This window comes from Methylobacterium sp. TK26 (genome assembly GCF_055361565.1).
On sequence record NZ_CM143965.1, the window covers coordinates 964580 to 990056 of the forward strand.

The window sequence follows — 25477 nt, forward strand, 5'->3', positions numbered from 1 at the left end:
GGATAAGGCTGCCCTCGCGTGTGTCAACGCACATGGAACGAGGGGAGCGGCCCGCCGTTTGTAAAAAATTATTCTCAAAAAGCCGATAGAACCCCTATAGGACGGGAAGTTCCTTCTTCCCGCGAAGGGCGCCGAAACGGCGGAGGTCCCTGTTGGACGCCATCGACCTGAAGATCCTGGCCCTGCTGCAGCGGGACGCGACCCTCTCCATCGCCGCCATCGGCGAGAAGGTCGGCCTGTCGCAGACGCCGTGCTGGAAGCGCATCCAGCGCCTGGAGGCGGACGGGGTGATCGACCGCCGCGTGGCGGTGCTCGATCCCGTGAAGCTCGGCCTCGGGCTGACGGTCTTCGTCTCCATCGAGACCGCCGACCACTCGCAGGATTGGCTGCAGCGCTTCGCCGACACCGTCTCCGCGATGCCGGAAGTGCTGGAATTCTACCGGATGGCCGGCGACGTGGACTACATGCTGCGCGTCGTGGTCGCAGACATGCAGGCCTACGATGCATTCTATAAGCGCCTGATCTCGGTGCTTCCGCTGAAGAACGTCACGTCGCGTTTCGCCATGGAGAAGGTGAAGTCCACCACCGCCCTGCCGCTGCCGGCGCCCCCGAAGGCGAGCCGGCATCTGCCGGAGCTGTCGCCGGCCCTCGCGGCGGTCGGAGAATGATCTTCTCCTTCTGACGCGCACGACGACGGCGATCTCCTCCTTTCGTGCCGTTCTGCAAAAAGAACGTTTCTGGTTGACACGGGCCCCGCGCCCTACGACATGGTCCGGTAATGTCTCGCTCTGCTCTCCTCCCGCGCACCGCTCCCTTCGGGGACGGCGAGCGCGCCAGCCTCGATGCCGTCCTCGTCAACGCGAGCCCGGTCCAACGCGCATGGCTGGCGGGCTTCCTCGCCGGGCTCGACGCCGCCGGGGGTCAGGCCCAGGCGGCGCCCGCCCAGGCCCCCAAGGCCAGCGAGCCGCTGACCGTGATCTACGCGAGCGAATCGGGGAACAGCGAAAAGCTCGCGGGCGACGTCGCCAAGCTCGCCCGGAAGCAGGGCTTCAGGCCGAAGGTGGTGGATTTCGCCGACCTCGACCTCGCGACCCTGCCGAAGGCCGGCAAGCTCATCGCCATCGCCGCCACCTGGGGCGAGGGCGAGCCCCCGGCCCGCGCCGTGCGGGCCTATGGCGAGCTGATGGGCGAGGGCGCCCCGCGCCTGGAGGGCGTCGAGTTCGCGGTGCTCTCCCTGGGCGACACGTCCTACGCGGAGTTCTGCGCCATCGGGAAGGCGCTCGACGCGCGGTTCGAGGCCCTGGGCGGCAAGCGCGCCGCCGAGCGGGCCGATCTCGACCTCGATTTCGAGACGCCGGCCGCCGACTGGATCAAGGGCACCCTCAAGGCGCTGGCCCCGGCCGCCGCCCCCGACAACGTCGTGGCCGTGGATTTCGCCCGCGCGGGCGGGGACGAGGACGCCGAGCCGAGCCGCGATCCGGTCGTGGTCGAGGTGGTCGAGCACGTGAACCTCAATTCCTCGCGCTCCGACAAGGAGACGATCCACCTCGCGCTCGCCTTCGAGGACGGGGCGCCGGCCTATGAGCCGGGCGATTCCCTGGAGATCTACCCCGAGAACGACCCGCAGCTGGTGGACGAGATCCTGTCCGCCACGGGCCTCTCGGGGGACGAGGCCCTGCGCAAGGCGCTGCTCGCCGAGCGCGACATCACCACGCTTTCTGCCGCGACGATCGAGCGCTTCGCCAAGGCGACGGGCTCGGAGGACGCCAAGGCCTTCGTGGAGAGCGGCGAGGTCCGCGCCTGGCTTGAGGGCCGCAACCTCATCGACCTGATCGAGCGCTTCCCGGCCAAGCTCACCGCCGAGCATCTCGGCAGCATCACCCGGCCGCTGCCGCCGCGGGCCTATTCCATCGCCTCCTCCCGCAAGGAGGTCGGCGACGAGGTCCACCTCGCCATCGCCGCCGTGCGCTACCAGACCTTCGGCCGCACGCGCTCCGGCGTGGCCTCGGTCCATGTCGCCGACCGGATCCGCGACGGCGCCAAGCTGCGGGTGCGGCTGAAGCCGAACAAGCATTTCCGCCTGCCCGCCGACCCGGCCACCGACATCATCATGGTCGGCCCCGGCACCGGCGTCGCCCCGTTCCGCGCCTTCGTGCAGGAGCGCCGCGCCATGGAGGCCCCCGGCCGCTCCTGGCTGTTCTTCGGGGATCGCCACTTCACCCACGACTTCCTCTACCAGCTCGAATGGCAGGAGGCCCTGGAGGACAAGTCGCTCACCAAGATCGACGTGGCCTTCTCGCGGGACCAGCCGGAGAAGATCTACGTCCAGAACCGGATCGACCAGCACGCCGCCGAACTGGTGGAATGGCTGGACGGGGGCGCCCACTTCTACGTCTGCGGCGATGCCAAGCAGATGGCCAAGGATGTCCGCGCCGCGGTGGTGCGGGCCTTCGAGACCGTGAAGGGCCTCTCGGCCGCGGACGCCGAGGCGCATGTGGCCGGGCTGGAGCGGGCCAGGAAGTACCAGCAGGACGTTTACTGAGCAGGACCGACCGTCCCCCCGCGACCGTCGTCCGACCCGCGCCCTCATCCTGAGGTGCCCGCGCCAGCGGGCCTCGAAGGAAACCTCCAGGGGTCGCGCGAAAGCTGGAGTCCTCCTTCGAGGCCTCCGCTTCGCTGCGGCACCTCAGGATGAGGGGGGTGGATCGGACAGAGGCTGCCGCCAGACCAGACCGAGACCGCCATGACCGACACCAAGTCGCCCGACGCCCCGTCCCCCGCCGCCAAGCGCGTCTACGAGACCCCGCCGACCTCGCGCCCGATCACCGAGGCCGAGGCCGCGCGGGAGGCGAAGCTCGCCGCCAACGAGCACATCAAGATCGCCAGCGGCTACCTGCGCGGCACCCTCGCGGACGGGCTCCTGGCCCATGCCACGGGGGCCATCTCCGAGGATGACGGGCAGCTCGTGAAGTTCCACGGGATGTACCTGCAGGACGACCGCGACCTGCGCCCCGAGCGGACCAAGAAGAAGCTCGAGAAGGCCTACGGCTTCATGATCCGCCTGCGCATCTCGGGCGGCGTGGTGACGCCCCAGCAATGGCTGGTGCTCGACGACATCGCCCGCACCTATGGCGGCGACGCGATGCGCGCGACGACGCGGCAGACCTTCCAGTTCCACGGCATCATCAAGTCGAACCTGAAGCGGACCATGGCCGCCATCGACGCGGCCCTGCTCGACACCATCGCCGCCTGCGGCGACGTGAACCGCAACGTCATGGCCTCGACCAACCCGGCCCAGGCGAAGGCGCATGCCGCCGCCTACCAGCTCGCCAAGGACATCTCCAACTCCCTGCTGCCGCGCACCCGGGCGTGGCGGGAGATCTGGCTCGACGGCGAGCGCGTGGTCGGCGGCGAGGACGAGGTGCAGGAGGTCGAGCCGATCTACGGCAAGACCTACCTGCCCCGGAAGTTCAAGACCGTGATCGCCGTGCCGCCCTCGAACGAGGTCGACGTCTTCGCCCACGATCTCGGCTTCATCGCCATCCTCGACAAGAAGAACGCCGTCACCGGCTGGAACATCACGGTGGGCGGCGGCATGGGCATGACCCACGGCGAGCCGGACACCTTCCCCCGCACCGCCGACGTGATGGGCTTCTGCAAGGCGCAGGACGCCCTGCGCTACGCCGAGGCGGTGATGACCGTCCAGCGGGACTGGGGCAACCGCAAGAACCGGAAGAACGCCCGCCTCAAGTACACGATCGAGCGCTATGGCCTCGACGCCTTCCGGGCCGAGGTCGAGGCGCGGGCGGGCCAGAAGCTCGAGGCCCCGAAGCCGTTCACATTCACCAGCAACGGCGACCGCTTCGGCTGGACCGAGGGCGACGACGGGCGCCACCACCTGACGCTCTACGTCCCCTCCGGCCGGATCAAGGACATCGAGAACGGGGCGCAGTTCCTCTCCGGCCTGCGCCGGATCGCCGAGGTGCACAAGGGCGACTTCCGCCTGACCGCCAACCAGAACGTCATCATCGCCAACGTGCCGGAGGCCCAGCGCGCGGCCATCGAGGCGCTGGTCGACGAGTACGGGCTGACGAAGGGGGCGGGCGCGCTCCGGCGCAACTCCATCGCCTGCGTCGCCATGCCGACCTGCGGGCTGGCGCTGGCCGAGAGCGAGCGCTTCCTGCCGGGCCTGATGGACGACCTGGAGGCGAGCCTCGCCAAGCACGGGCTGCAGGACGAGGAGATCACCATCCGCTCGACCGGCTGCCCCAACGGCTGCGCCCGGCCCTTCATCGCCGAGATCGGCCTCGTGGGCCGGGGCCCCGAGCGCTACCACCTCTATCTCGGCGCGGCCTTCGACGGCTCGCGGCTGAGCAAGCTCTACCGCGAGGACGCTTCTCCCTCCGAGGTGGTCTCGACGCTGGATCCGCTCTTCGCCGAATTCGCGACGGCCAAGCAGGCCGGGGAGCATTTCGGCGATTACCTGATCCGCGCCGGCCACGTGGCCAAGACGACCAACGGGCCGGACTTCCACGAGCGGATCGGCGCACTCAAGTAGGCGCGCCGCTCACTCGGCGGGGGCGGCCACCTGTGCCTTGGCCGCCCTGCGCTGGCGCGACTGCGCCGCGAGGTCGGAGAAGCCCGCGTCGAACCGCTCGTACAGGCGGCTGACGAGGCCGAGGGCGAAGTCGAGGGTGGCCCCGAACAGGGTCACGACCCCGATGAACGCCGCCATGGCGAGACGCCACGCGCCGGCGATGACGCGACCGATCCAGTGAAACAGGGCCATGACGTGCTTTCGTGTGAGGGGCTGTCGGACGGTTCGTCCGTTGCGCCGCACACATAGGCCCGCGCCAGCGGCCGGGGACGCGACCGAAAGCGGCGGTGGGCGCCGGGAACTTCGCGCTCAGAGCGGATAGGCCGTGATCAGGCGCCAGCCATCCGCTTCGCCCTGCCAGACGATCCGAATCCGTGGCCGGCGTCCGTCGGGCGCCTCGATCGGCCCCTCGACCACGAGCCGGCGCCGGTCGCCGATCTCGAGCTCGCGGGTACGGCTCTCATCGGCCTGCTGCACCGCGACGATGGCCCGCGCAAAGACGGTGGGCTCGCCGGGATCGAAGCCGAAGGACAGGAAGAATCGCGCCTTCGAACTGCCCTTGGGGTGATCCACGTTGAGCAGGTCATCGACGATCTTGGCGCTTGGAATCTCGAAGGTCGGATTCCCGGCTTCGTCGCTCAAGGCACCGCGCGACCGGTCCTGACGAGGTCGGCCGCCTCGACCGTCGCCAAGGCGCCCATCGGCTCGGGGAACTCGATCTCGTAGGCCTCGCCGCCGTTCCAGACCGCGACGACCGTCCCCTCCGCACCGGCCCGAATCGTGGCACCGTCCAGGGTGATGACGTCCACGAGAACGCGCACGTCATCCAGCTCCCGAAGGGCGGCGGCGGGCTCTTCCTTCCGAACGTGATAGACGAGTTCGATCGGCATCGGCACAGGATCGCCGGAAACCCCATGGTCCGCAAGGGAGCGGTGCGGATCAACCGCCACCGTTCCGCGTTCCGCCTTCGCAGTGCAGCGGAGACGGGTATGCGGGCGAAGCGGGTGGTCGGGCGCAAGGTGCGCTACGCGGTGGTGGGCGGCGGCTGGATCTCGCAGGCCGCCTTCATGCCGGGGGTGGCGCAGACCGGCAATTCCGAGATGACGGCCATCGTCACGGGCGATCCGCAGAAGGCGGACGCCCTGGCCAAGACCTACGGCCTCACCGCCTTCACCTACGATCGCTACAAGGAGGCGCTGGCCTCCGACCTGTTCGACGCCGTCTACCTCGCCCTGCCCAACGGCATGCACCGGGACTACGCCGTGCCGGCGCTGGAGGCCGGGTGCCACGTGCTCCTCGAAAAGCCGATGGCGGTGAGCGTCGCGGAATGCGAGGCGATCAACGCGGCGGCGAAGGCCTCGGGCGCCAAGCTGATGCTCGCCTACCGCCTGCATTTCGAGCCGGGGACGCTCGATGCCATCGCCCGCGTCCGGGCCGGGGCTATCGGCGAGCCGCGCATGTTCACCGCGACCTTCGGCCAGACGGTCAGCGCCGGCAATCACCGGGCGAAGCAGGGCTTCTGGGCCGGGCCGGTGCCCGACATGGGCACCTACCCGATCAACGCCGCGCGCAACCTGTTCGGGGAGGAGCCGGTGGAGGTCTCGGCCCTCGGCAGCCGCCGGCCGGACAGCCCCTACGCCTTCGACGGCACCGTCGCCGTCACCCTGCGCTTCCCCAGCGGGCGGCTCGCGCAGTTCACAATCTCCTACGAGACCGAGGGCGTCGATGCCTACCGGATCACCGGCACGGAGGGCGACCTGCACATGCAGCCGGGCTTCCTGTTCGGCACCGGCCTCGAAGCCGCCCTCACGCGGGGCGGGGAGACGGAACGCCTGACCTACCCGAGCGTCGACCAGTTCGGCGGGCAGACCCGCTACTTCTCGGAGTGCATCCTGAACGACCGGGCCCCCGAGCCGGACGGCGAGGAGGGCCTGTGCGACCTGCGGGTGCTCGAAGCCGTCGAGCGGGCGCTGGCCACCGGCCGGACCCAGAGCCTCGCCCCGATGAGCCGCAGCCGGCGGCCCGAGCCGTCGCAGGCGACGGACCTGCCGGCGGTCGAGCCGCCGGAGATGGTGAACGCCGCCCGGCCCGACGCCTGACCCCGACAAACATCCGCAACAATGCGTCGCATGTGGAGAACCAATTAAAAGCGAGACAGTTGTATTTGCGAGACAACGAAATCGTCACCTTCGCCGCGCCACGCGCGCGCCCCGAAGGGTCGAGGGGAGGGAATCATGGCCAAGCACGATATCCTGGGTTTCTTCGAGCATCGCCGCGACGGCGCCTGGGTGTGCGTGAGGCCGTTCACCCTCACCACGCCGAATGCCAGCGTCGACATCCGCCAGGGTATGCGCTTCGATTACGGCAAGCGCATCGGCGGCCTGGACCTCGCCGAGTACCTCGAGCGGCTGGGCTCGCAATTCGGCTCCTGAGGCAAACCGAGGGCGCGGCGCGGGGATGCGATGACCGGCTTTGACGGTCTCCCCGGCCCGCCCTACTAGGGGTCATGCAACCCGACGAGCCCCTGCAGAATGTGGCGGAGGACAGCGCGCCGACCACGCGCTGCCGCATCATGGCGACCGCCAACACGTTCTTCCACGAGATTGGCTACCAGAAGACCACCGTCGCGGACATCGCGCGGGCCCTGAAGATGAGCCCGGCGAACGTGTATCGCTTCTTCGATTCGAAGAAGGCGATCAACGAGGCGGTGCTGGAGCGCCTGATCGGCGAAGTCGAGGCCCTGCTCGCGGGCATCGCGAACCGCCCCGGCCTCTCGCCCACGGCGCGGCTCGTCAGCGCCATCGAGGCCCTGCACCGCTACAGCATGGATCGCTACGAACGCTATCCCCGCATCCACGAGATGGTGGAGGCGGCGATGGGCGAGAGCTGGGAGGTCTGCCGGCACCATCTGGCGGGCGTCACCGGCGTGCTGGAGCGCATCATCCGCGAGGGGGTGCGGACCGGGGAGTTCGAGACCCCCGACCCTGCCGTCGCGGCCGGGTGCATCCACGTCGCCATCGCGCGCTACACCCACCCCCTCCTCGTCTGCCAGCCGATCCTGCCGCCGGTACCGCCCCTCGACGCGATGATCGGCTTCCTCCTGCGCGGATTGGCGCCGGCCCGCGCCTATTCCGAGGCGGGCGTCGAGGGCGGAGCCGGCTCCGAGGCCGAGGGCTGCGCGCCCTCGTAGCCCTCGATCACGAGGATCTCGGCCTCGACGCCGCCGCGCTGCTTGGCCTTGGCCTCCTGGTAGAGGTCCGAGTTCCAGCAGGCGAGGGCGTCCTCGTAGGTCGGGAACTCGATGACGACGTTGCGGCTGCGGGCCTGCCCCATCACCGCCTCGTAGCGGCCACCCCGGATCAGGAAGCGCCCGCCGAATTTCGCGAAGGCCGCGCCGTTGGCCGACACGTACTCCTTGTACGCCTCGGCATCGCGGACATCGATCCGCGCGATCCAATAGCCCTTGGTCATCCCTGGTCCTCTCATGCCATCTCGGCGACGATGGCCTGGGCCACCGCCCTGGGGTCGGCGGCGCCGGTGATCGGCCGTCCGACGACCACATGGTCGATTCCCGCCTGGCGCGCGTCGCCCGGCGTCATCACCCGCTTCTGGTCCCCCGCGTCGGCGCCCGCCGGGCGGATACCGGGGGTGACGATCAGGCGGTCGGGCCCAACGATGGCGCGCACGCCGGCCGCCTCCGCCGCCGAGCAGACGAGCCCGTCGATGCCGATCTCGGCGGCCTGGGCGGCGCGCTTGGCGACGAGTTCCGCCACGGGCAGGGCATAGCCCGCCTCGGCCGCGTCCGCGTCGTCGTAGGAGGTGAGCACCGTGACGGCGAGGATCTTCAGGCCCTCGCCCCGGCCCTTCACCGCCGCCCGCATGGTCTGCGGGTAGGCGTGGACCGTCAGGAAGGTCGCGCCGATGCCTGAGACCGCGCGCACCCCCTCCTCGATGGTGTTGCCGATGTCGTGCAGCTTGAGGTCGAGGAAGACCTTGCTGCCTCGCGCGACGAGGCGCTCGGCCAGCGCCAGCCCGCCCGCATAGGCCAGCCGGTAGCCGATCTTGTAGAAGGTCGCCGCGTCGCCCAGGCGGTCGATCAGCGCCTCGGCTTCCGGCACGCCCGGCACGTCCAGGGCGACGATGAGGCGGTCTCGCGGGTCGGTCACGGTCATCGGGGTTACGGTCATGGGAGGGCACCGATCACGGGGGCGGGCGGGCTGTCAATGCGCGCCGCCGGGCCAGGGGAAACGGATGTTCCCGTCCCGCAATCCCGCCAGCACCACCTCGACCCCGCCGGACTTGACCATCCATTCGAGGCGGTGGTCGCGGTATTCCCGGCGCCGCCCGCCGGTCGTGTAGAGGTCGGAGGCGGCGGCCATCTTCGCGGCGGCCGCGTCGAACTCCGCGAAGGTTTTCGCGACCGAGGGGCGCTCCCGCACCCGTGCGTGCCACAGGGCGAGCGGGCTGCCGGCCTCCGGGCCGAGGCCGTAATAGACCGAGCGGTTGACCATCGGCGCCACGGCCGCGTCCGCCCAGCCGAAACGCGCCCCGCCGAACCATTCGGCCGTCCCGAGGCGCCCGGCCAGCCATGCCTGCAGCACCCGCGTCTGCGCGGCGGCCTGGGCGCGCAGATGCGCGGCGAGGTCGCCGTCCGCCCTGCGGAACCACAGGATCTCGCCGAAGCCCCAGTTCACGGCCTCGTATTGCGTGTCACAGACCTCCTCGGTGATCCGGGCGAAGGCGCGCCCGGCCGGCTCGCGGGGCAGGAGGGGCGGATCGGGAAAGCGTTCCTCGACGTATTCGAGGATCACGGTCGATTCGAAGAGCGTCACGTCGCCGTCGATCAGCACCGGCACCTCGGTGCGCGGGTTGGCGGCGGCGAAGGGGCCGTCCTGGCTGCCGGTGCCGAAGCTCTCCGGCAGTTCGGCGGTGAAGGCCACGCCCTTCTCGCGCAGCGCGATCTTGACCTTCTGCGCATAGGACGAGAGCGGGTGCTCGTAGAGCAGCATGGGCGTCTCCGGGTTCGCGCGGGATAGATGACGCGCGACGCTCACGCGGCCAGCACCCGCGCCACCTCGTCCCGCAGGACCGGCAGCAATTCGGCCTCGAACCACGGCTCGCGCTTGAGCCAGCCGTTGTTGCGCCAGGACGGGTGGGGCAGGGGGAGGACGCGCGGGCGGCGGGGCTCGTCGAGGATCGCGCGCCAGCGGCGGACGGTGCCGGTGAGGCCGCCCTCCAGCTTCCCGAGATGCCACGCCTGCGCGTAGGAGCCGATCACGAGGATCAGGTCGAGGTTCGGCAGGCCGGCGAACAGCTCCTCCCGCCAGCGCTCGGCGCATTCCCGGCGGGGCGGCTTGTCGCCGCCCTTGGCGTCGAGGCCGGGAAAGCACGAGCCCATCGGCACGATGGCGATGTTGTCCGGGTTGTAGAATTGCGCCTCGTCCAGGCCGAGCCAGGAGCGCAGGCGCACGCCCGAGGGGTCCATGAACGGCATGCCGGTGCGGTGGGCGCGGGTGCCCGGCGCTTGGCTTGCCACGCAGAGCCGCGCGCCGGTCGAGCCCTGGATGATCGGCCGGGGCTCCTGCGGCAGGGGCGGCCCATAGACCGGGCTCTCGCGGCAGAGGCGGCAGGCGCGCAACCGCGCGGCGGTGTCTTCGAAGGGCGGCATCCGGCGGATATAGGGCCCCCGGCGACAGCCCATAAAGAAACGGCGCGGGTCGCGCCGCGCCGTTTGAGTGGGGTCTCGTGCCTTGGGGGAAGGCGAGTTCGGTCTACGCCCACCCACGCTGAAATATTGTGCGTTTCCTCACGCGCCCTTCGTGCCCGACAGGTCGAGGGGCAGGGACCGCAGCCGCTGCCCCGTCGCCGCGAACACCGCGTTGGCGATGGCCGGCGCGAGGACCGGCACGCCGGGCTCGCCGATGCCGGTCGGCGCGGTTGTGCTCGACACGATGTGGACCTCGACCTTGGGCATCTCGCTGATCCGGGTCGGCTCGTAGGCGTCGAAATTCGCCTCCTGCACCTGTCCATCCTTCAGGGTGATGCGGTTGCGCAGCACGGAGGACAGGGCGAAACCCACCGCGCCCTCGACCTGGGCGCGGATCACGTCTGGGTTGACGGCGACGCCGACATCGACGGCGGCGACGATGCGCTCGACCTTCACGCGGCCCTCGGCGGCGCTCACCTGCGCCACCATGGCGACGTAGGAGCCGAAGGATTCGTGCACGGCGACGCCGAGCCCGCTGCCCTTCTCTTGCGCGGCGCCCCAGCCGGCCTTGTCTGCGGCGAGCCGCAGGACGCCGGCGAGGCGCGGAGCGTTGGCGAGCAGCCCGAGCCGGTAGGCGACGGGATCGGCGCCCGCCGCATGGGCGAGGTCGTCGATCATCACCTCCATGACATGGGCGGTGTGGCTGTGGCCGACGGAGCGCCACCACAGGACCGGCACGCCCTCGCGGCCGTTATGGACGCCGAAGCGGTAGGCAGCGAGCGCGTAGGGCGTGTCCGAGGCGCCCTCGACGGTGGTGGCGTCGATGCCGTCCTTGACGATCATCGCCTCGAAGGGCGAGCCGATCATGATCGACTTGCCGACCATCACATGGTCCCAGCCGACGATGGCGCCCTTGGCGTCGATGCCAGCGCGGACCTTGTGGAACACGCTCGGGCGGTAATAGCCGCCGGTCATGTCGTCCTCGCGGGTCCAGACGAGGTGGACCGGCGCCGCCTCGCCGCTCGCCTTGAACACGGCGGCGGTCTCGGCGGCGTAATCGGCCGTGGGGGTCGCCCGGCGGCCGAAGGAGCCACCGGCCCAGGTCGTGTGCAGGCGGACCTTGTCCGGCGTCACGCCGAGCAGGGCGGCCATGGTCGCCTGTTCGACGGTCTGGAACTGGAAGCCGGCATAGACGTCGTAGCTGCCGTCCTTCGCCTTCTCGATCGTGGCGTTCAGTGGCTCCATCGCCGCGTGGGCGAGGTAGGGGAAGGTGAACTCGGCCTCGATCACCTTGGCCGCACCCTTCAGGGCCGCCTCCGGCTCGCCGCGCTTCGAGGCGGTGAGGCCGGGCGCCTTGGCCTTCTCCCGGTACTCGGCGAGGATCGCGTCCGACGAGCGCGTCTCGGCGGCGGACTCGTCCCACGTCACCTTCAGCGCCTTGCGGCCCTGCATGGCGGACCACGTGTCCTTCGCGATCACCGCCACGCCGGAGGGCACCTGCACCACGTCGAGGACGCCCGGCACCTTGCGGGTCTCGGCCGCGTCGAAGCCCTTCACGGTGCCGCCGAAGCAGGGGGCGCGGGCGATCACCGCCGTCACCTGGCCCGGCCGGCGGATGTCGAGGGCGTAGACGGCCGAGCCGTCGGTCTTGGCCATGGAATCGAGGCGGGACACCGGCTTCCCGATGAGTGTCCACTCGCTCGGGTCCTTGAGCCGGGGCTCGGCCGGGACGGGGAGGGTGGCGGCGGAGGCCGCCAGCTCGCCGAACCGCGCCTGCCGGTTCGAGGCGGCGTGGCGCACGATGCCGTCCGCCACGGTGATCTCGGCCACCGGCACCCGCCACTGGAAGGAGGCGGCGGCCACCAGCATCTCGCGGGCGGCGGCGCCGGCCTTGCGCAGCTGCATCCAGGAATTGGCCACCGCCGTCGAGCCGCCGGTGCCCTGGATCGGGCCCATCAGCAGGTTGGCGTAGCGGGCGGCGTCGGCCGGGGCGAACTCGGTGCGCACCCGCGACCAGTCGGCGCCGAGCTCGTCCGCGAGGATGGTGGCGAGCCCGGTCGTGTTCCCCTGGCCCATGTCGAGGTGCTTGATCACCACGGTCACGGTGTCGTCGGCGCCGATGCGCACGAAGGCGTTCGGGTCGGCCTTGATGCCGGCGGGGTCGAGCCCGGCGGCGCGGGCCGGGCCGGCATCGAGCCGGAAGGCCACGACGATGGCCCCCGCCCCGGCGAGGAAGCCCCGCCGGCTCGGACGGGGGGAGGGCAGGGTCTGAATCGGCCGACGGACGTTCAGCATGGCGGCGATGCTCCGGTCAGGACCGTGAAGGGAGGCGGCTTCGCAGGGCGGCGGAGCGGTCAGGCGAGGGAGTGCGCGGCCTCGTGGATCGCCGCGCGGATGCGCTGGTAGGTGCCGCAGCGGCAGATGTTGCCGTCCATGGCGCCGTCGATGTCGGCATCGGTCGGGCGGGCGTTGCTCGACAGGAGGCCGATGGCGGACATGATCTGCCCGGACTGGCAATAGCCGCACTGGACCACGTCGAGCTTGCGCCACGCGGCCTGCACGGCCTGCGCGACGCGGCCCGAGACACCCTCGATCGTGGCGACCTGCTGCCCCGCGCCGACATCGCCGAGGCGGGTCTGGCAGGCGCGGACGGGCTGCCCGTCGAGATGCACCGTGCAGGCGCCGCACTGGCCGATGCCGCAGCCATACTTGGTGCCGGTCATCGTCAGATGGTCGCGCAGCACCCAGAGGAGCGGCGTGTCCGGATCGGCATCGACCGCATGCGGCACGCCGTTGATCGTGATCTGGGGCATGACGGACTTCGGAATGCGGGGGGACCGAATCCGGCCCGTGGCGCCAGCATTGCGCGCGGGAGTGCCCCTCGGGCTGTGCGCCAGCGCACACAAACCTGCGGTAAATGGGACAGCCCCGCGATTGCATTCGATTGGACGGATTCCGGCAGCCGCTTCTTAAGAGTTTGGCGACATCCTGGCTGTCTCTCGTCAATAGATCCCGAATAGCCCGGTTAACCTGCAGCGCATGTCCGATCTCACCGTCGAGATGGTCCAGCGCGGGCGTGGTCCCTCGACGGAGGAGGCCGCCCGGCGCCTCGGGGTCGCCCGCGACATCCGCTCGGCACGGGAGCGGCTGACCTCGCGCACCGGGCTGGAGCGCGCCTTCGACCAGGAATTGCTGCGCCACTACGCCCAGTACCGGGCCGGCTCCGGCATCGCCCTGGGGTTGTTCGCCGTCGCCCTGGCGGGGGCGGCGACCTTCTGGGTGCCCCTGGTGATCGCCGCCGCCTGGGCGCTGTGCGTGTTCCTGATGATCACGCTCAACTCGATGATGAGCCGCGCCTTCCTCGCGACGGAGCCGGAGCATATCGACCTCGGCCGCTGGCGCCGCCGCTTCGTGATCGGCGAGGTGCTGCAGAGCCTGTGCTGGTCGGGGATGGTGGCGCTGGGCGGCACGGGGGGCTGGACCTTCGCCCTGTTCGCCCTCGTCATCGCCTCGGCGGTCACGACCATGCTCGCGGCGACCGTGCCGGTGGCGGCGGTGGCGGCCCTGCTGCCGCTCTCGATCGCCACCGTCTCGCTCACGGCCTTCTCCAGCGGCATGGACGCCCTGGCGCTGGTGGCCATGGCCGGGGGCACGCAGATCTTCTTCCTCGGCCTGTCGCGGCGCCTCTACGCCTCGACGGTGGGCGCCTTGCTTTCCCGCGCCGAGAAGGACGCGGTGTTCGGCGAACTGGAGCAGGCCAAGGCCAATTCCGACGAGGCCCGCCGCCGGGCCGAGGAGGCGAACCTCGCCAAGTCGCGCTTCCTCGCCACGATGAGCCACGAGCTGCGCACGCCGCTCAACGCCATCCTCGGCTTCTCGGAGGTGATGAAGAACGAGGTGTTCGGCCAGCACGTGGCGCCGGCCTACCGCGAATATTCGAACGACATCCACGACAGCGGGATGCACCTGCTCAACCTCATCAACGAGATCCTCGACCTCTCGCGCATCGAGGCCGGGCGCTACGAATTGAACGAGGAGCCGGTGCTGCTCGCGAGCGTCGTGGAGGAGTGCCGCCACATGATGGCGCTCCGGGCCAAGGCGAAGGGCCAGACCGTGCACGACATGGTCGACATGACCCTGCCGCGCCTCTGGGCCGACGAGCGGGCGCTGCGCCAGATCGTGCTGAACCTCCTGTCCAACGCGGTGAAGTTCACGCCGCCGGGCGGCGAGATCTGGCTCAAGGTCGGCTGGACGGCGCGGGGCGGCCAGTACCTCTCCGTGCGCGACAGCGGCCCCGGCATCCCCGAGGACGAGCTCGGCACGGTCATGTCCTCGTTCGGCCGGGGCGCCCTGGCGATCAAGACCGCCGAGCAGGGCTCCGGCCTCGGCCTGCCCATCGTGAAGGGCCTCGTGGAACTGCATGGCGGCCAGTTCCAGCTGGAGTCGCGCCCCCGGCAGGGCACCGAGGTGATCGTGACGCTTCCCGCCGCGCGGGTGATGGACACCCTGCCCGCCGAATCGTTCGACGAGCCGGAATTCGAGCCGGAGCCGAAGCCCAAGGCGAAATCGTCGCGGCCGGTGAGCCGCGCGGCCTGAGACAGGTCGAAGCGACTGAATTTTCAGAGTAATTATTCAGAATTTCTTTGGCCTTGCAAAATTTAGCGCACGGGCATAGGCTCGATTTGTCGGTACGTTCTTGGATGTTTTGGGCCGTATTTCCTTCGCAGGGCGGTTCTCTCACTCCTATCGTTATCGTTCGACCCGATGTTCCGTGTCCCGACGCGGGCGTTGTTTATTCCTGACCCTGCGAAGATCGAGACGTATCCATGTCTACCGGTACCGTGAAGTGGTTCAACGCGACCAAGGGCTTCGGCTTCATCCAGCCTGAGGACGGGGGCCAGGACGTGTTCGTGCACATCTCCGCCGTCGAGCGCGCCGGCCTCGGCACGCTGAACGAAGGTCAGCGCGTCTCCTACGAGCTCGAGACCGACCGTCGCAGCGGCAAGAAGGCCGCCGGCCAGCTCCGCGCCGCCTGATCCTATCCAGGATTCACGACCGAGCCGCCCCCACCGGGGCGGCTTCCTTATGTCGACCCCTACGAGGCCGCACGCGCGCGTGCCGCCCGATCCGGAGATTGCGTGAGCTTCCAGAACAGCCAAGCCCTGACCGACCGTCTCGCTGCATCCTCGAAGGCGCGTTCGGAGACCCTGGCCCGCTTCCGTGCGCGGCCGCCGGCCGACGATCCGGCCGTGCTGGCGCGCCATTCGGCCCGCCGCGCCATCATCGATGCCCGCGAGACCCGCGCCGCCGCCCGTGAGGCCGAACGTCTCGTCGAGGTCGCCCGCGCCGCCGCCGCGGCGGAAGCCGCCCGCCTGGCGGAAGCCGAGCGCGTCGAAGCCGAGCGCGTCGCCGCCGAGGAGCGTGCCATCGCCCGGCAGGCCGAGATGAAGGCCCAGCGCGACGCCCGCTACCTCGCCCGCAAGGCCAAGGCCCAGCGTCGCGGGTGAAGGACGCGCAGGACGGGCTCAATCGCCCGTCCGCCGTGCCGCGTTCCTGTAGACCTCGTCGCGCTCGCGCTTGCCGACCGCGACGACCAGCACCACCAGTTCCCGGTCCCGCACTTCGTAGACCAGCCGGTAGCCAGCACTCCGCAGCTTGATCTTGTAGCGCTCCCTGGCGCCATGCAGCTGCGCGGACGCGACCTTCGGCGCCTGAAGCCGCTCCGCGAGCTTGGCCTTGAAGTGATCCCGCACGCTCGCATCGAGCTTGCGCCACTCCTTCAGCGCCGCGTCGAGGAAGGCGAGTTCATAGCTCATCGAGGGAGACGCGGTGGATCTCCTGCCCCTCCCGCGCGTCAGCGAGGGCGTTCAGTTCGAGATCCTCGAGACGCTCCAGAAGCTCCTCGTAGGCCCTGGCGGGGATGCAGTAGAACGCCGGCTCGTTGCGGTTGAGGATCGCGACGGGAAACCCCTCACCGGCGGCGACGGTGCCCATCGGGTTCTTCTTCAGATCGGAGATGCTGGCGACGGTGGTGGCGTGGACGGCGTGGGGCATGACAGAGGCTCCCGTTCGTGCCCTCCATAGCACCCGGAACCGGTCGCGCCCTAGGCCAATCCGCCCATCGCCCGCACCAGCGCCCATTCCGCGTCGCTGACCGGCTGCACCGACAGCCGGGAATTGTTGACGAGGACCATGTCCTTCAGGGCCGCCTCGGCCTTGATCGCGTCGAGGGTGACGGGCACGCGCATCGGCTCGACGGCGCGGACGTCAACCATGCCGAAGCGGCCGGTCTCGTCGGTGTGGTCGGGATAGTAGGGGCGGATCACCTCCACCACGCCGACCACGGCCTTGCCCTCGTTCGAGTGGTAGAAGAACCCCCGCTCGCCCACCTGCATCGCCATCAGCTGCTTCTTGGCGAGGTGGTTGCGCACGCCGTTCCAGAACGTGCCCTCCGCGCCGGCCGCGACCTGTTGCGCCCACGACCAGGTCGCGGGCTCGGACTTGAACAACCAATACGCCATCGTCGTCTCGTCGGGGTTCCTGACGCCTCAATCCATCTCGCCCCGCAGGGGCCGGGAGAGAAGCTTGGCGACGACCGTATCCACATCGGTCTCACCCGCCACCAGCGCGGCGACCGCCTCGGCCACCGGCATCTCGACGCCCCGCGCCCGGGCGAGGCCGGTGAGCGCCGCGGCGGTGAAGGCGCCCTCCGCGAGCTTGCCGCCCGCCGCCGCCTCCGGGCTCGCCCCCGCGCCGAGGCGCTGGCCGAAGGCGAAGTTGCGCGATTGCGGCGAGCCCGCCGTGAGCACGAGGTCGCCGAGGCCCGATAGCCCCATCAGCGTCTCGGGCCGCCCGCCGAAGGCACGGGCGAAGCGCATCAGCTCGGCGAAGGCGCGGGCGATGAGGGCGGCCCGCGCGCTCTCGCCGAGCCCCCGTCCCGCGACGATCCCGCAGGCGATGGCCAGCACGTTCTTGCCCGCCCCGCCGATCTCGACGCCGCGCACGTCGTCGGTGTGGTAGAGCCGGAAGGTCGGCCCCGAGATCAGCGCCGAAAGCGAGGCCGCGAGGCCGGCATCGGCGCTGGCCAGCGTCACGGCGGTCGGCAGGCCGCGGGCCACGTCCGCCGCGAAGCTCGGGCCGGACAGCACGGCGACGGGCGTCCCGGCGGGAAGCACTTCGGCGGCGACCGCGCTCATGAAGCTGTCGCTGCCCCGCTCGATGCCCTTCGCGCAGAGGATCACCGGCCCCGCCGCCGCCAGCGGCGCGGCGAGGTGCCCGAGCACCCCGCGTACCGTCTGCGCCGGCACGACGAGGAGGGTCGCCCGCGCTCCGGCAAGGTCGTCTGCCGCCGCGGTGGCGCGGACGCCCGGATGCAGCGGCACGCCGGGCAGGTAGCGCGGGTTCTCGCGCTCGGCCTGCATCCGCGCGGCGGCCTGCGGATCGCGCAGCCAGAGGGTCACAGGATGGCCGGCGGCGGCGGCCGCGTTGGCGAGCGCCGTGCCCCAGGCCCCGCCGCCGACGACGTTGACGGATGTGCTCATGCGGTCTGCCTCAGCTTGCCCCGCCAAGCCAGCGAGCGCCGGTTGAGGGCGTGGAGGTCGGCCTCGCCCGCGAGCAAAGCCTCGCCCAGCGCGATCGCGGCCTCCAGCCGGTCGGCGGGCAGGTTCGCGTGGGCCGGCGGCGCGACGTGATCGCGCCAGGGGCCGCCGCAGGCATGGTCGAGGAGGATGCGGGCGAAGCAATGATCGAGGCGGACCGGCCAGTCCCGGTGGGTCCGCGCCGCCTCCGGCAGGCGGCGCTCCACGAGGTCGCGCCACGCGGCGCGCCGGTCGGGGGCGTTCATGCCGCCGTGACCGGCGCGGGCTCGGCCGCCAGCGGCCAGCGCGGGCGGGCCGGGGCGGTGATGTCGTCCACGAGGCCGAGCCGCAGGCGCTCCAGACCGGCCCAGGCGATCATCGCGCCGTTGTCGCCGCACAGGTGCAGCGGCGGCGCGACGAAGGCGAGCCCGGCCTCCCCCGCGAGGGCGGCCAGCGCCCGCCGGATCGCGCCGTTGGCGGCGACGCCCCCCGCCGCGACCAGGGCGGTCGGCCGTCCGGCCCGGTCGGAGAAGCCGCGCAGGGCCACGCGGGTGCGGTCGATCACCACGTCGACCACCGCCGCCTGGAAGCCGGCGCAGAGGTCGGCCACGTCGCGCTCGGCCAGCGGGGCGGTGCGCTCGGCCTCGATCCGCAGGGCGGTCTTGAGGCCGGAGAGGGAGAAGTCGGCCTCCCGCCGCCCGAGCATCGGCCGGGGGAGGGCGAAGCGCTCGGGATCGCCGGCCTCGGCCATGCGCTCCACCTCGGGGCCGCCGGGATAGCCGAGGCCGAGGAGCTTGGCGGCCTTGTCGAAGGCCTCGCCGATGGCGTCGTCGATGGTGCCGCCGAGGCGCACGTAATCGCCGACGCCGCGCACGGCGACGAGCTGCGTGTGCCCGCCGGAGGCGAGCAGCAGCAGGTAGGGGAAGTCGAGCCCGTCCGTCAGCCGGGCGGTGAGGGCGTGGGCCTCGAGATGGTTGACCGCCAGCAGCGGCTTGTTCGCCACGAGCGCCAGGGTCTTGGCGGTGACGAGGCCGACCAGCACGCCGCCGATCAGCCCCGGCCCCGCCGCGACGGCGATGCCGTCGAGGTCGGAAAGCCGCGTCCCGGCCCGCTCGAGGGCGCGGGCGATCAGCCGGTCCAGCACCTCCACATGGGCGCGGGCGGCGATCTCCGGCACGACGCCGCCATAGGCCGCGTGCTCGGCGATCTGGCTCAGCACCTCGTTGGCGCGGATCACCGGCGCCCCATCGGGATCGAGCGAGACCACGGCGGCGGCGGTCTCGTCGCAGGTGGTCTCGATGCCGAGTACGGTCTTCACGTAGCGGACTCCCTGCGATCCCGAACCCCTTCGGCGCGAACCGCCCCCACCGGGCGCGGAAGCGGCCACGCCATCCTGTGTCTCAGTCGACGGCGACCATGACGTCGGACGCCTTGACGACGGCATAAGCCGGGCCGCCGGTCACGAGCTTCAGGCTCTCGACGGATTCGTTGGTGATCGAGGCCGTGACGACCTGACCGGGGCTGATCTCGATCTTCACATGCGCGGTGGTGGCACCCTTGTCGATCGAGACGACGGTGCCCTTGAGGACGTTGCGTGCGCTGATCTTCATGAGGTCGAACTCTCCTGCAGGCGCGCCGCGAGGCGCTGCGGGCTCCTACCCCATCGCGGGCCGGGTGGCGACCGGCTCACGCGTCGCCCTCGGCTGCGTCCTCCGCATCCTCCGGCACGGGCGCCGCGCCCCAGCCGGCCAGCGACGCATTGAGGTCGTCGAGCACGAAGTGCCGGGCGCTGTCGCGGTCGTAGCCCTCGGCGAGGAGGTCGTCGTACTCGGTGAAGACGTGGCGGGCATAGGCGATCAGGGCGAGGCGGGCGGCCGTCTCCGGCGCGGCACCGCGCAGGCCGGGGCTCGCCAGCGCCCGGTCGATCACGACGCCGGATTCGAAGGGCGGCAGGCGCGGGGCGAGGCGGAGGAGGGCGCCCGCCACGGCCGAGCGCCGGTCCGGGGCCGGCTCCGCCGGGGGCGGGTTTGTCCACGTCATGCCATGGCCTTCGCAGCGGGATAGGATAACATCGGGCGCAGGCTCGGTCACAGGCGGTGATCCGCCAAGGGTACGGTCTCATGCGCACGTTCGTCTCGTCCAGCCTCGCCCTCGCGGCACTCCTCGCCGCCGGCCCTGTCCTGGCGCATGCCCAAGCCGCCAAGCCGGACGCGGGCGCCCCCGTCCCGGCGCCCGGCCGCTCCGTCTCCGCGACGGGCCGGACCATGCCGAAGCCGCGCAACGCCCCGGCGGAGGCCACCGCCAAGCCGACCGCGAGCGAGGCGCAGATGCTGAAGGCCCAGAAGGCCTCCGAGGACCGCTCCAAGGCCTGGGATACCAAGATGCACCGGACGATGAGTTCCATCTGCCACGGGTGCTGAGGGACGGGTGCTGAAGGGGCCGGCCCCAACGAAAAAGGGGCCGCCCGAAGGCAGCCCCCTTGTTCCGTCCGATCCGGGTGGACCTCAGCGCGAGTAGAACTCGATCACGAGGTTCGGCTCCATCTGCACCGGGTAGGGCACCTCGGAGAGGCCCGGCACGCGGGTGACGCGGGCGGTCATCTTGGCGTGGTCCACCTCGATGTAGTCCGGCACGTCGCGCTCGGCGAGCTGGCTCGCCACGATGACGATCTCGAGCTGGCGGGAGGATTCCTTGACCTCGATCAGGTCGCCGGCCTTCACCTGGTAGCTCGGGATGTTCACGCGCACGCCGTTCACCTTGATGTGCCCGTGGTTCACGAACTGGCGGGCGGCGAAGGGGGTGGCGACGAACTTCGAGCGGTACACCACCGCGTCCAGGCGACGCTCCAGCAGGCCGATCAGGTTCTCGCCGGAATCGCCGCGCTGGCGGATCGCCTCGGCGTAGTAACGGCGGAACTGCTTCTCGGTGATGTTGCCGTAATAACCCTTGAGCTTCTGCTTGGCGCGCAGCTGCGTGCCGAAGTCGCTCATCTTGCCCTTACGGCGCTGGCCGTGCTGGCCGGGGCCGTATTCGCGGCGGTTCACGGGGCTCTTCGGGCGGCCCCAGATGTTCTGGCCCATGCGGCGGTCGAGCTTGTGCTTCGCCTGAATCCGCTTCGACATGACTTCGCGTCCTCTCGGGATGAGAATTGAGGAACGCGCCCTCCTCTTCCCGACACCGAAGGTCCGGGACGACAGGGCGGCCGGAGCCGGCCCACGGGTGCGCGTAAAACGCCGCGGGGCCCCGTTGAGGAGCCCCGTCGACGGTCGGTTCCATACGGGACACGGCGGGCGCGGTCAACCGCCCGCCGCCGCGCGGGGCGCTCAGAGGTAGGCGGCGAGACTCTTGTCGCGGGCGACGTCCCGGCAATGGGCGAGGTAGCCGCTCTGGTGCAGCCCCATCAACTCGGTCACGGAACTCCAGAGCCAGTGCGGCGCACGCTCGTGCCAGCCATCGGCCTCGACGCGGGCGCGCCACGCCCGCCGCGCCTCGGGGGACAATTGCCGCCCATGCGCGCGCCCGACCACCGCCGCGAGGCTGCGGGCCACGCGCACACCCTCGTCCTTGGAGAATTGCTCGGCGACGATCTTGAGATCCTGCGGCAGCAACTCCCGCACGATCACCGGGGTCTCGCCGATGCGGGCGGCGATCATCCGCTCGCCCAGAGCCGGCGACAGGGCGCGCGCCCCCTCGACGACGCGGCGGGCGTGGTCCTCGGGGATCGTCACGCCGGGAGCGGCCGGGGCGAGGAAGGGCACGCCCTCCTTCACGTCGATCAGCGCCACCTTGGAGCGGCCCTTGGCCCCGGCGATCCGCACGAGGCCCGCGAGCCGCATCTTGCCGAGCGACGAGCAGCCCTTGATCCAGTAGGCGGCGTCGATGAGCGACACCGCCTCGTCGCCGCCGCGCTCCAGGCCGAGGACCCGCGTGCGGAAGCCGGGCTCGCCCAGGAGGGCCTCGAAGGCCGCCTCCTCGTCAGGCGAGAGGTCGAGGAACCGCTTGCCCCGGGGCAGCCGCGCGGACTTGCCCTGCAGGCGCTCATCCGCGAGGTGGCGCCAGCGCCGGCCGAGGGCCCGGTTCCGGGTCGTCTCGACGATGACGGAATCCTGGTCGTCCTCCCCCTCGGGATCCTCAAGGCCCGCGCTGTAGCCCGTGGCGATGGCCTCGATCATGCGCGCCACGGCGAGGCCGGAGAGCGGCGCGGTGAGGCCGGCCGTCACCAGCGAGAGGGTGAGCCGCACGAGGTCGTAGGCGGGGTTGCTGACGACGGTCTGGTCGAGGTCGCGGATCTGCATCCGCACCTTGCCCTCTGTGTCGGCCAGGGCGCCGATGTTGCCGAGGTGGCAATCGCCGCAGATCCAGACAGGCGGCCCCTCGGGGAGGGCGTCGGGCGGGAAATCCGCGAGCCATTCGTAGAAGCGGGCGGTCGATCCCCTCACGTAGGAGAGGGGCGACGCGGCGATCTTGCACAGGCGCCGTGTCCTCAGGAGCTCGGCCTCGCGCCCCTCGACCGGCCGGACATGGACGTTCATCGCTCGCCTGCACCCCGTGCCCGACACCCGCATCGGGCGCGGGTGTCATGGTTTCGTCATGTAGGACTCAACCTAGGGGGCGACATTAAATTTCCTGTCAGCGGCGGGATTAAAAGGACGCAGACGCCTCAGGTCACGACGCTGGGCTCGGCCCGGCCGGTGCGCGGTTCGATCTCGGCGAGGGCCCGCGCGGCGGCAACGACCGGGGCCAGCACCTCCGCGACGGGGCGGTCGAGGCGGGCGGGGTCGTTCTCGTAGCGCTCCAGATAGACCCGCAGCGTCGCCCCGGCGGTGCCGGTGCCGGAGAGGCGGAACACCACCCGCGCATCCTCCGCGAAGGCGATGCGGAGGCCCTGGCGCTCGGTCAGCGAGCCGTCGACCGGATCGCGGTAGGCGAACTCGTCCGCCGTGGAGACCGTTAGGTCGCCGATCCGCGTGCCGGGCAGGCTCGCGAGTTTTTCGCGCAGCGCCTGCATCAGGCCGTTGGCGGCGTCGGCATCGACCTCCTCGTAATCGTGGCGGGCATAGTAGTCGCGGCCGAAACGCTGCCAGTGGGCGCGCACCAGGGCGTCGGCCCGCTCTCCCGTGGCGGCGAGGATGTTGAGCCAGAGCAGCACGGCCCAGAGCCCGTCCTTCTCGCGGACATGGTTCGAGCCGGTGCCCGCGCTCTCCTCGCCGCACAGGGTGATGAGCCCGGCATCGAGGAGGTTGCCGAAGAACTTCCAGCCGGTGGGCGTCTCGTAGGCGGGGATGCCGAGCGAGGCCGCCACCCGGTCGGCGGCGCGGCTCGTGGGCATCGAGCGGGCGACGCCCTTCAGGCCCTGCGCGTAGCCCGGCGCCCGGTGGGCATGGGCGGTGAGCAGGGCGAGGCTGTCGCTCGGCGTCACGAACAGGCTAGGGGCCACGATCATGTTGCGGTCGCCGTCGCCATCCGAGGCGGCGCCGAAATCCGGGGCGTCCGGCCCCTGCATCAGGTCGTAGAGGTCGTGGCAATGGACCGGGTTCGGGTCGGGGTGGTGCCCGCCGAAATCCTCCTTCGGCTCCGCGTTAACCACCGTGCCCTTCGGCGCGCCGAGCATCCCTTCGAGGATCGCCGTCGCGTAGGGGCCGGTGACGGCGCTCATCGCATCGAAGCGCATGCGGAAGCCCGAGGCGAACATCCGGGAGACCGCCTCGAAGTCGATGAGGTCTCGCATCAATTCGGCATAGTCGGCGACCGGGTCGATCACCTCCACCGCCATGGCGCCGAGGCTCGTCTCGCCGAGCCGATCGAGGTCGAGGTCGGGGGCCTCGACCAGGGTGAAGCGGGTGATCGCCTTGGCCCGGGCGAAGATGGCATCGGTCAGGGATTCCGGGGCGGGGCCGCCGTTCGCGGCGTTGAACTTGATGCCGAAATCGCCCTCCGGCCCGCCGGGATTGTGGCTCGCCGAAAGGATGATGCCGCCGATCGCCTTGTGCTTGCGGATGACGCAGGAGGCGGCGGGCGTCGAGAGCAGGCCGCCGCGCCCGACCAGCACCCGCCCGAACCCGTTGCCGGCGGCGAGCTTCAGGATGGTCTGCACCACCTCGCGGTTGAGGAAGCGCCCGTCGCCGCCGAGGACCAGGGTCTTGCCGTCCTTGTCGGGGATCGAATCGAAGATCGCCTGGACGAAGTTCTCGACGTAATGCCGTTGCCGGAACACCGGCACCTTCTTGCGGAGGCCTGAGGTGCCGGGCTTCTGGTCCGCGTACGGCGTCGTCTCAATCGTCGTCGGCGTCATCGGTGCGGGCCTCCGGGTCACTCTACCTGCTCAGGCAGGGCGCTTGTGCCAGCCCGGAGGGGCGCCTGTCACCCGCTTCCTGTGGTGACAGGCGGTCATTCCTGCCGAAGTATCGCCCCGGCTTCTCCTTGCGTTACCGGCGCCGACGGGCTTCGATCCCGCCCATCCGCCCACAGAGGCGGATGGGAGGATTCGATGGATCGATCACATGACGGCCAGGGGCCGGCGATGCCGCGCCGCCGCCTGTTCGGAACCCTGGCGGCCGCCGGCCTCGCCGCGACGATCGCCCCGGCCGCGGGCGCGGCGCCGGCCGGGCGCCTCGACCGGGAGGAGTTCCGCCTGCCGTGGGCGGGCGAGGCGGGCATCGACATCTACGTGCGCAACAAGCACCCGGCGGGGCAGAGCACCTTCCCCGGCGAGCGCATCCTGCTCTACGTCCACGGCTCGACCTATCCCGCCTCCACGGCCTTCGACCTGCCGCTGGCGGGGATGTCGGCCATGGATTACCTCGCCGCCCAGGGCTTCGACGTCTATCTCGTCGACCTTCCCGGCTACGGCCAATCCGGGCGCCCCGCGCAGATGAGCGCCCCGGCCGCCGACAACCCGGCCTTCATGCGCACGCCGGACGCGGCCGCCGTGGTGGGTCAGGTGGTGGATTTCATCCGCAAGCGGCGCGGCGTCGACAAGATCGACCTGATGGGCTGGTCCTGGGGCACCTCGACCATGGGCCTCTACACGAGCACCCACAACGACGCGGTGAACCGCCTCGTGCTCTACGCCCCGCAATGGCTGGCGCGCACGCCCGCGCTGATGGCGGCGGGCGGCAGCGGCCCGATCCCCGCCTATCGCAGCGTCAGCCGCGACAGCGCCAGGACGCGCTGGCTGACCGGCGTGCCCGAGGACAAGAAGGCCGACCTGATCCCGCCGGGCTGGTTCGAGCAATGGGCCGACGCCACCTTCGCCACCGACGCGGTGGGGGCCAAGCAATCGCCGCCGGTGCTGCGCGCGCCGAACGGCACGGTGGCCGACAAGGACGAGTACTGGGCGGCGGGCAAGGCCCTGTACGATCCGGGCGCGATCACGGTGCCGGTGCTCATCATCCACGCCGAGTGGGACGCGGACCTGCCGAGCTATCAGGCACAGGAATACTTCGCGAAGCTGACCCACGCCCCCTACAAAAGGTTCGTGGAACTCGGCGAGGGCACGCACACGGTGATGATGGAGAAGAACCGCATGCAGTTCCTCCGCGAGATCGCCGCCTTCCTCACCGAGAGCGACCCGCAGGCGCTGAACTGAGCCGGCCA

Annotated in this window: 30 protein-coding genes and 1 pseudogene; 11 read left to right on the forward strand and 20 right to left on the reverse strand. The window is 70.9% G+C overall.

The window, feature by feature from the left end:
* The first annotated feature begins 152 nt into the window (after positions 1–152).
* From ACXJ1Y_RS04730 to ACXJ1Y_RS04740, 3 genes are all read left to right on the forward strand, one after another.
* Positions 153–668 (forward strand): Lrp/AsnC family transcriptional regulator, encoded by a 516-nt coding sequence (locus ACXJ1Y_RS04730; protein WP_463848990.1) that lies wholly within the window; start codon positions 153–155, stop codon positions 666–668.
* Positions 669–778: 110 nt separating this feature from the next.
* Positions 779–2542, forward strand: a complete 1764-nt coding sequence (locus ACXJ1Y_RS04735) for a diflavin oxidoreductase (RefSeq protein ID WP_463848991.1) — start codon at positions 779–781, stop codon at positions 2540–2542.
* Between the two features lie 201 nt (positions 2543–2743).
* Positions 2744–4558 carry an NADPH-dependent assimilatory sulfite reductase hemoprotein subunit gene (locus ACXJ1Y_RS04740; protein ID WP_463848992.1) on the forward strand — a complete coding sequence of 605 codons (1815 nt, stop codon included), beginning with the start codon at positions 2744–2746 and terminating at the stop codon, positions 4556–4558.
* Between the two features lie 9 nt (positions 4559–4567).
* Here ACXJ1Y_RS04740 and ACXJ1Y_RS04745 read toward each other — a convergent pair whose 3' ends face one another.
* From ACXJ1Y_RS04745 to ACXJ1Y_RS04755, 3 genes are all read right to left on the reverse strand, one after another.
* Complete coding sequence (locus ACXJ1Y_RS04745; protein WP_463848993.1) at positions 4568–4789, reverse strand: hypothetical protein; 222 nt, start codon at positions 4787–4789, stop codon at positions 4568–4570.
* 117 nt (positions 4790–4906) lie between these two features.
* Positions 4907–5239, reverse strand: a complete 333-nt coding sequence (locus tag ACXJ1Y_RS04750) for a DUF6883 domain-containing protein (RefSeq protein WP_463848994.1) — start codon at positions 5237–5239, stop codon at positions 4907–4909.
* Positions 5236–5487 carry a DUF4926 domain-containing protein gene (locus ACXJ1Y_RS04755; protein WP_463848995.1) on the reverse strand — a complete coding sequence of 84 codons (252 nt, stop codon included), beginning with the start codon at positions 5485–5487 and terminating at the stop codon, positions 5236–5238. The genes ACXJ1Y_RS04750 and ACXJ1Y_RS04755 overlap by 4 nt, the downstream gene beginning before the upstream one ends.
* Positions 5488–5511: 24 nt before the next feature.
* On the opposite strand from ACXJ1Y_RS04755, the gene ACXJ1Y_RS04760 reads away from it, so the two are divergent.
* The 3 genes from ACXJ1Y_RS04760 (at position 5512) to ACXJ1Y_RS04770 (ending at position 7787) form a co-directional block, all read left to right on the forward strand.
* Complete coding sequence (locus ACXJ1Y_RS04760) at positions 5512–6696, forward strand: Gfo/Idh/MocA family protein (RefSeq protein WP_463848996.1); 1185 nt, start codon at positions 5512–5514, stop codon at positions 6694–6696.
* A gap of 135 nt (positions 6697–6831) precedes the next feature.
* On the forward strand, positions 6832–7029 hold the full coding sequence (locus tag ACXJ1Y_RS04765) for a hypothetical protein (RefSeq protein WP_463848997.1): 198 nt from the start codon (positions 6832–6834) through the stop codon (positions 7027–7029).
* Positions 7030–7103: 74 nt separating this feature from the next.
* Positions 7104–7787 carry a TetR/AcrR family transcriptional regulator gene (locus ACXJ1Y_RS04770; RefSeq protein WP_463848998.1) on the forward strand — a complete coding sequence of 228 codons (684 nt, stop codon included), beginning with the start codon at positions 7104–7106 and terminating at the stop codon, positions 7785–7787.
* Here ACXJ1Y_RS04770 and ACXJ1Y_RS04775 read toward each other — a convergent pair.
* The 6 genes from ACXJ1Y_RS04775 to ACXJ1Y_RS04800 form a co-directional block, all read right to left on the reverse strand.
* On the reverse strand, positions 7724–8068 hold the full coding sequence (locus ACXJ1Y_RS04775) for a DUF1330 domain-containing protein (RefSeq protein WP_463848999.1): 345 nt from the start codon (positions 8066–8068) through the stop codon (positions 7724–7726). The genes ACXJ1Y_RS04770 and ACXJ1Y_RS04775 overlap by 64 nt on opposite strands.
* An 11-nt stretch (positions 8069–8079) precedes the next feature.
* A complete protein-coding gene (gene pyrF, locus ACXJ1Y_RS04780) occupies positions 8080–8769 on the reverse strand; it encodes an orotidine-5'-phosphate decarboxylase (protein ID WP_463850035.1) in 690 nt (229 codons plus the stop codon).
* A 48-nt stretch (positions 8770–8817) separates the two neighbouring features.
* Positions 8818–9606: a glutathione S-transferase family protein gene (locus ACXJ1Y_RS04785; RefSeq protein WP_463849000.1), complete on the reverse strand. Its 789-nt coding sequence runs from the start codon at positions 9604–9606 to the stop codon at positions 8818–8820.
* Between the two features lie 41 nt (positions 9607–9647).
* Positions 9648–10265 (reverse strand): uracil-DNA glycosylase family protein, encoded by a 618-nt coding sequence (locus ACXJ1Y_RS04790; RefSeq protein ID WP_463849001.1) that lies wholly within the window; start codon positions 10263–10265, stop codon positions 9648–9650.
* A gap of 138 nt (positions 10266–10403) precedes the next feature.
* Positions 10404–12599, reverse strand: coding sequence for a xanthine dehydrogenase family protein molybdopterin-binding subunit (locus ACXJ1Y_RS04795; RefSeq protein WP_463849002.1), 2196 nt, complete (start codon positions 12597–12599; stop codon positions 10404–10406).
* Between the two features lie 59 nt (positions 12600–12658).
* Complete coding sequence (locus ACXJ1Y_RS04800) at positions 12659–13117, reverse strand: (2Fe-2S)-binding protein (protein WP_463849003.1); 459 nt, start codon at positions 13115–13117, stop codon at positions 12659–12661.
* A 226-nt stretch (positions 13118–13343) separates the two neighbouring features.
* On the opposite strand from ACXJ1Y_RS04800, the gene ACXJ1Y_RS04805 reads away from it, so the two are divergent.
* From ACXJ1Y_RS04805 to ACXJ1Y_RS04815, 3 genes are all read left to right on the forward strand, one after another.
* A complete protein-coding gene (locus ACXJ1Y_RS04805; protein WP_463849004.1) occupies positions 13344–14900 on the forward strand; it encodes a sensor histidine kinase in 1557 nt (518 codons plus the stop codon).
* Between the two features lie 230 nt (positions 14901–15130).
* Entirely contained in the window at positions 15131–15340 is a 210-nt protein-coding gene (locus tag ACXJ1Y_RS04810) for a cold-shock protein (protein ID WP_243952937.1), read from the forward strand.
* A gap of 102 nt (positions 15341–15442) precedes the next feature.
* Positions 15443–15811, forward strand: coding sequence for a DUF6481 family protein (locus tag ACXJ1Y_RS04815; protein WP_463849005.1), 369 nt, complete (start codon positions 15443–15445; stop codon positions 15809–15811).
* An 18-nt stretch (positions 15812–15829) separates the two neighbouring features.
* On the opposite strand, the gene ACXJ1Y_RS04820 is transcribed toward ACXJ1Y_RS04815, so the two are convergent.
* The 8 genes and pseudogenes from ACXJ1Y_RS04820 to ACXJ1Y_RS04855 form a co-directional block, all read right to left on the reverse strand.
* Entirely contained in the window at positions 15830–16120 is a 291-nt protein-coding gene (locus tag ACXJ1Y_RS04820) for a type II toxin-antitoxin system RelE family toxin (RefSeq protein WP_463849006.1), read from the reverse strand.
* Positions 16110–16358 carry a type II toxin-antitoxin system Phd/YefM family antitoxin gene (locus ACXJ1Y_RS04825; protein ID WP_463849007.1) on the reverse strand — a complete coding sequence of 83 codons (249 nt, stop codon included), beginning with the start codon at positions 16356–16358 and terminating at the stop codon, positions 16110–16112. Before ACXJ1Y_RS04825 ends, ACXJ1Y_RS04820 begins: the two co-directional genes overlap by 11 nt.
* A gap of 50 nt (positions 16359–16408) precedes the next feature.
* Complete coding sequence (locus tag ACXJ1Y_RS04830; protein ID WP_463849008.1) at positions 16409–16825, reverse strand: EVE domain-containing protein; 417 nt, start codon at positions 16823–16825, stop codon at positions 16409–16411.
* 27 nt (positions 16826–16852) lie between these two features.
* Complete coding sequence (locus ACXJ1Y_RS04835; protein WP_463849009.1) at positions 16853–17845, reverse strand: NAD(P)H-dependent glycerol-3-phosphate dehydrogenase; 993 nt, start codon at positions 17843–17845, stop codon at positions 16853–16855.
* A gap of 11 nt (positions 17846–17856) precedes the next feature.
* Positions 17857–18147: pseudogene (locus ACXJ1Y_RS04840) on the reverse strand (GNAT family N-acetyltransferase); the annotation flags it as partial.
* Positions 18144–19199, reverse strand: coding sequence for a tRNA (adenosine(37)-N6)-threonylcarbamoyltransferase complex transferase subunit TsaD (gene tsaD / locus ACXJ1Y_RS04845; RefSeq protein WP_463849010.1), 1056 nt, complete (start codon positions 19197–19199; stop codon positions 18144–18146). The pseudogene ACXJ1Y_RS04840 and the gene tsaD, both read right to left, overlap by 4 nt.
* 82 nt (positions 19200–19281) lie before the next feature.
* Positions 19282–19491 carry a TOBE domain-containing protein gene (locus tag ACXJ1Y_RS04850; protein WP_243952944.1) on the reverse strand — a complete coding sequence of 70 codons (210 nt, stop codon included), beginning with the start codon at positions 19489–19491 and terminating at the stop codon, positions 19282–19284.
* Positions 19492–19567: 76 nt separating this feature from the next.
* Positions 19568–19921: a DUF2293 domain-containing protein gene (locus tag ACXJ1Y_RS04855; protein WP_463849011.1), complete on the reverse strand. Its 354-nt coding sequence runs from the start codon at positions 19919–19921 to the stop codon at positions 19568–19570.
* Positions 19922–20001: 80 nt separating this feature from the next.
* Here ACXJ1Y_RS04855 and ACXJ1Y_RS04860 point away from each other — a divergent pair, with 80 nt between their 5' ends.
* Positions 20002–20301, forward strand: a complete 300-nt coding sequence (locus tag ACXJ1Y_RS04860; RefSeq protein ID WP_463849012.1) for a hypothetical protein — start codon at positions 20002–20004, stop codon at positions 20299–20301.
* Positions 20302–20385: 84 nt separating this feature from the next.
* On the opposite strand, the gene rpsD is transcribed toward ACXJ1Y_RS04860, so the two are convergent.
* The 3 genes from rpsD to ACXJ1Y_RS04875 all read right to left on the reverse strand — a co-directional run bounded on the left by rpsD (position 20386) and on the right by ACXJ1Y_RS04875 (position 24173).
* The gene (gene rpsD / locus ACXJ1Y_RS04865; RefSeq protein ID WP_238249136.1) at positions 20386–21003 is read right to left on the reverse strand and encodes a 30S ribosomal protein S4; all 618 of its coding nucleotides are present in this window, start codon (positions 21001–21003) and stop codon (positions 20386–20388) included.
* Between the two features lie 201 nt (positions 21004–21204).
* The gene (locus tag ACXJ1Y_RS04870; RefSeq protein WP_463849013.1) at positions 21205–22413 is read right to left on the reverse strand and encodes a DUF2252 family protein; all 1209 of its coding nucleotides are present in this window, start codon (positions 22411–22413) and stop codon (positions 21205–21207) included.
* Between the two features lie 128 nt (positions 22414–22541).
* Positions 22542–24173: an alpha-D-glucose phosphate-specific phosphoglucomutase gene (locus ACXJ1Y_RS04875; protein ID WP_463849014.1), complete on the reverse strand. Its 1632-nt coding sequence runs from the start codon at positions 24171–24173 to the stop codon at positions 22542–22544.
* A 195-nt stretch (positions 24174–24368) separates the two neighbouring features.
* Between ACXJ1Y_RS04875 and ACXJ1Y_RS04880 the strand changes: the two genes are divergently transcribed.
* Positions 24369–25469: an alpha/beta hydrolase gene (locus ACXJ1Y_RS04880; protein WP_463849015.1), complete on the forward strand. Its 1101-nt coding sequence runs from the start codon at positions 24369–24371 to the stop codon at positions 25467–25469.
* The last annotated feature ends 8 nt before the right edge of the window (positions 25470–25477 follow it).

Coding starts and splice junctions, on each gene's coding strand:
- ACXJ1Y_RS04775 (WP_463848999.1), bottom strand. CDS start 8,068: ATGACCAAGGGCTATTGGATCGCGCGGATCGATGTCCGCGATGCCGAG.
- ACXJ1Y_RS04805 (WP_463849004.1), top strand. CDS start 13,344: ATGTCCGATCTCACCGTCGAGATGGTCCAGCGCGGGCGTGGTCCCTCG.
- ACXJ1Y_RS04765 (WP_463848997.1), top strand. CDS start 6,832: ATGGCCAAGCACGATATCCTGGGTTTCTTCGAGCATCGCCGCGACGGC.
- ACXJ1Y_RS04755 (WP_463848995.1), bottom strand. CDS start 5,487: ATGCCGATCGAACTCGTCTATCACGTTCGGAAGGAAGAGCCCGCCGCC.
- ACXJ1Y_RS04825 (WP_463849007.1), bottom strand. CDS start 16,358: ATGCCCCACGCCGTCCACGCCACCACCGTCGCCAGCATCTCCGATCTG.
- ACXJ1Y_RS04830 (WP_463849008.1), bottom strand. CDS start 16,825: ATGGCGTATTGGTTGTTCAAGTCCGAGCCCGCGACCTGGTCGTGGGCG.
- ACXJ1Y_RS04860 (WP_463849012.1), top strand. CDS start 20,002: ATGCGCACGTTCGTCTCGTCCAGCCTCGCCCTCGCGGCACTCCTCGCC.
- ACXJ1Y_RS04875 (WP_463849014.1), bottom strand. CDS start 24,173: ATGACGCCGACGACGATTGAGACGACGCCGTACGCGGACCAGAAGCCC.
- ACXJ1Y_RS04855 (WP_463849011.1), bottom strand. CDS start 19,921: ATGACGTGGACAAACCCGCCCCCGGCGGAGCCGGCCCCGGACCGGCGC.
- ACXJ1Y_RS04880 (WP_463849015.1), top strand. CDS start 24,369: ATGGATCGATCACATGACGGCCAGGGGCCGGCGATGCCGCGCCGCCGC.
- ACXJ1Y_RS04735 (WP_463848991.1), top strand. CDS start 779: ATGTCTCGCTCTGCTCTCCTCCCGCGCACCGCTCCCTTCGGGGACGGC.
- ACXJ1Y_RS04760 (WP_463848996.1), top strand. CDS start 5,512: ATGGTCCGCAAGGGAGCGGTGCGGATCAACCGCCACCGTTCCGCGTTC.
- ACXJ1Y_RS04790 (WP_463849001.1), bottom strand. CDS start 10,265: ATGCCGCCCTTCGAAGACACCGCCGCGCGGTTGCGCGCCTGCCGCCTC.
- ACXJ1Y_RS04850 (WP_243952944.1), bottom strand. CDS start 19,491: ATGAAGATCAGCGCACGCAACGTCCTCAAGGGCACCGTCGTCTCGATC.
- ACXJ1Y_RS04820 (WP_463849006.1), bottom strand. CDS start 16,120: ATGAGCTATGAACTCGCCTTCCTCGACGCGGCGCTGAAGGAGTGGCGC.
- ACXJ1Y_RS04870 (WP_463849013.1), bottom strand. CDS start 22,413: ATGAACGTCCATGTCCGGCCGGTCGAGGGGCGCGAGGCCGAGCTCCTG.
- rpsD (WP_238249136.1), bottom strand. CDS start 21,003: ATGTCGAAGCGGATTCAGGCGAAGCACAAGCTCGACCGCCGCATGGGC.
- ACXJ1Y_RS04835 (WP_463849009.1), bottom strand. CDS start 17,845: ATGAGCACATCCGTCAACGTCGTCGGCGGCGGGGCCTGGGGCACGGCG.
- ACXJ1Y_RS04795 (WP_463849002.1), bottom strand. CDS start 12,599: ATGCTGAACGTCCGTCGGCCGATTCAGACCCTGCCCTCCCCCCGTCCG.
- ACXJ1Y_RS04800 (WP_463849003.1), bottom strand. CDS start 13,117: ATGCCCCAGATCACGATCAACGGCGTGCCGCATGCGGTCGATGCCGAT.
- ACXJ1Y_RS04770 (WP_463848998.1), top strand. CDS start 7,104: ATGCAACCCGACGAGCCCCTGCAGAATGTGGCGGAGGACAGCGCGCCG.
- ACXJ1Y_RS04745 (WP_463848993.1), bottom strand. CDS start 4,789: ATGGCCCTGTTTCACTGGATCGGTCGCGTCATCGCCGGCGCGTGGCGT.
- ACXJ1Y_RS04785 (WP_463849000.1), bottom strand. CDS start 9,606: ATGCTGCTCTACGAGCACCCGCTCTCGTCCTATGCGCAGAAGGTCAAG.
- pyrF (WP_463850035.1), bottom strand. CDS start 8,769: ATGACCGTGACCGACCCGCGAGACCGCCTCATCGTCGCCCTGGACGTG.
- ACXJ1Y_RS04810 (WP_243952937.1), top strand. CDS start 15,131: ATGTCTACCGGTACCGTGAAGTGGTTCAACGCGACCAAGGGCTTCGGC.
- ACXJ1Y_RS04740 (WP_463848992.1), top strand. CDS start 2,744: ATGACCGACACCAAGTCGCCCGACGCCCCGTCCCCCGCCGCCAAGCGC.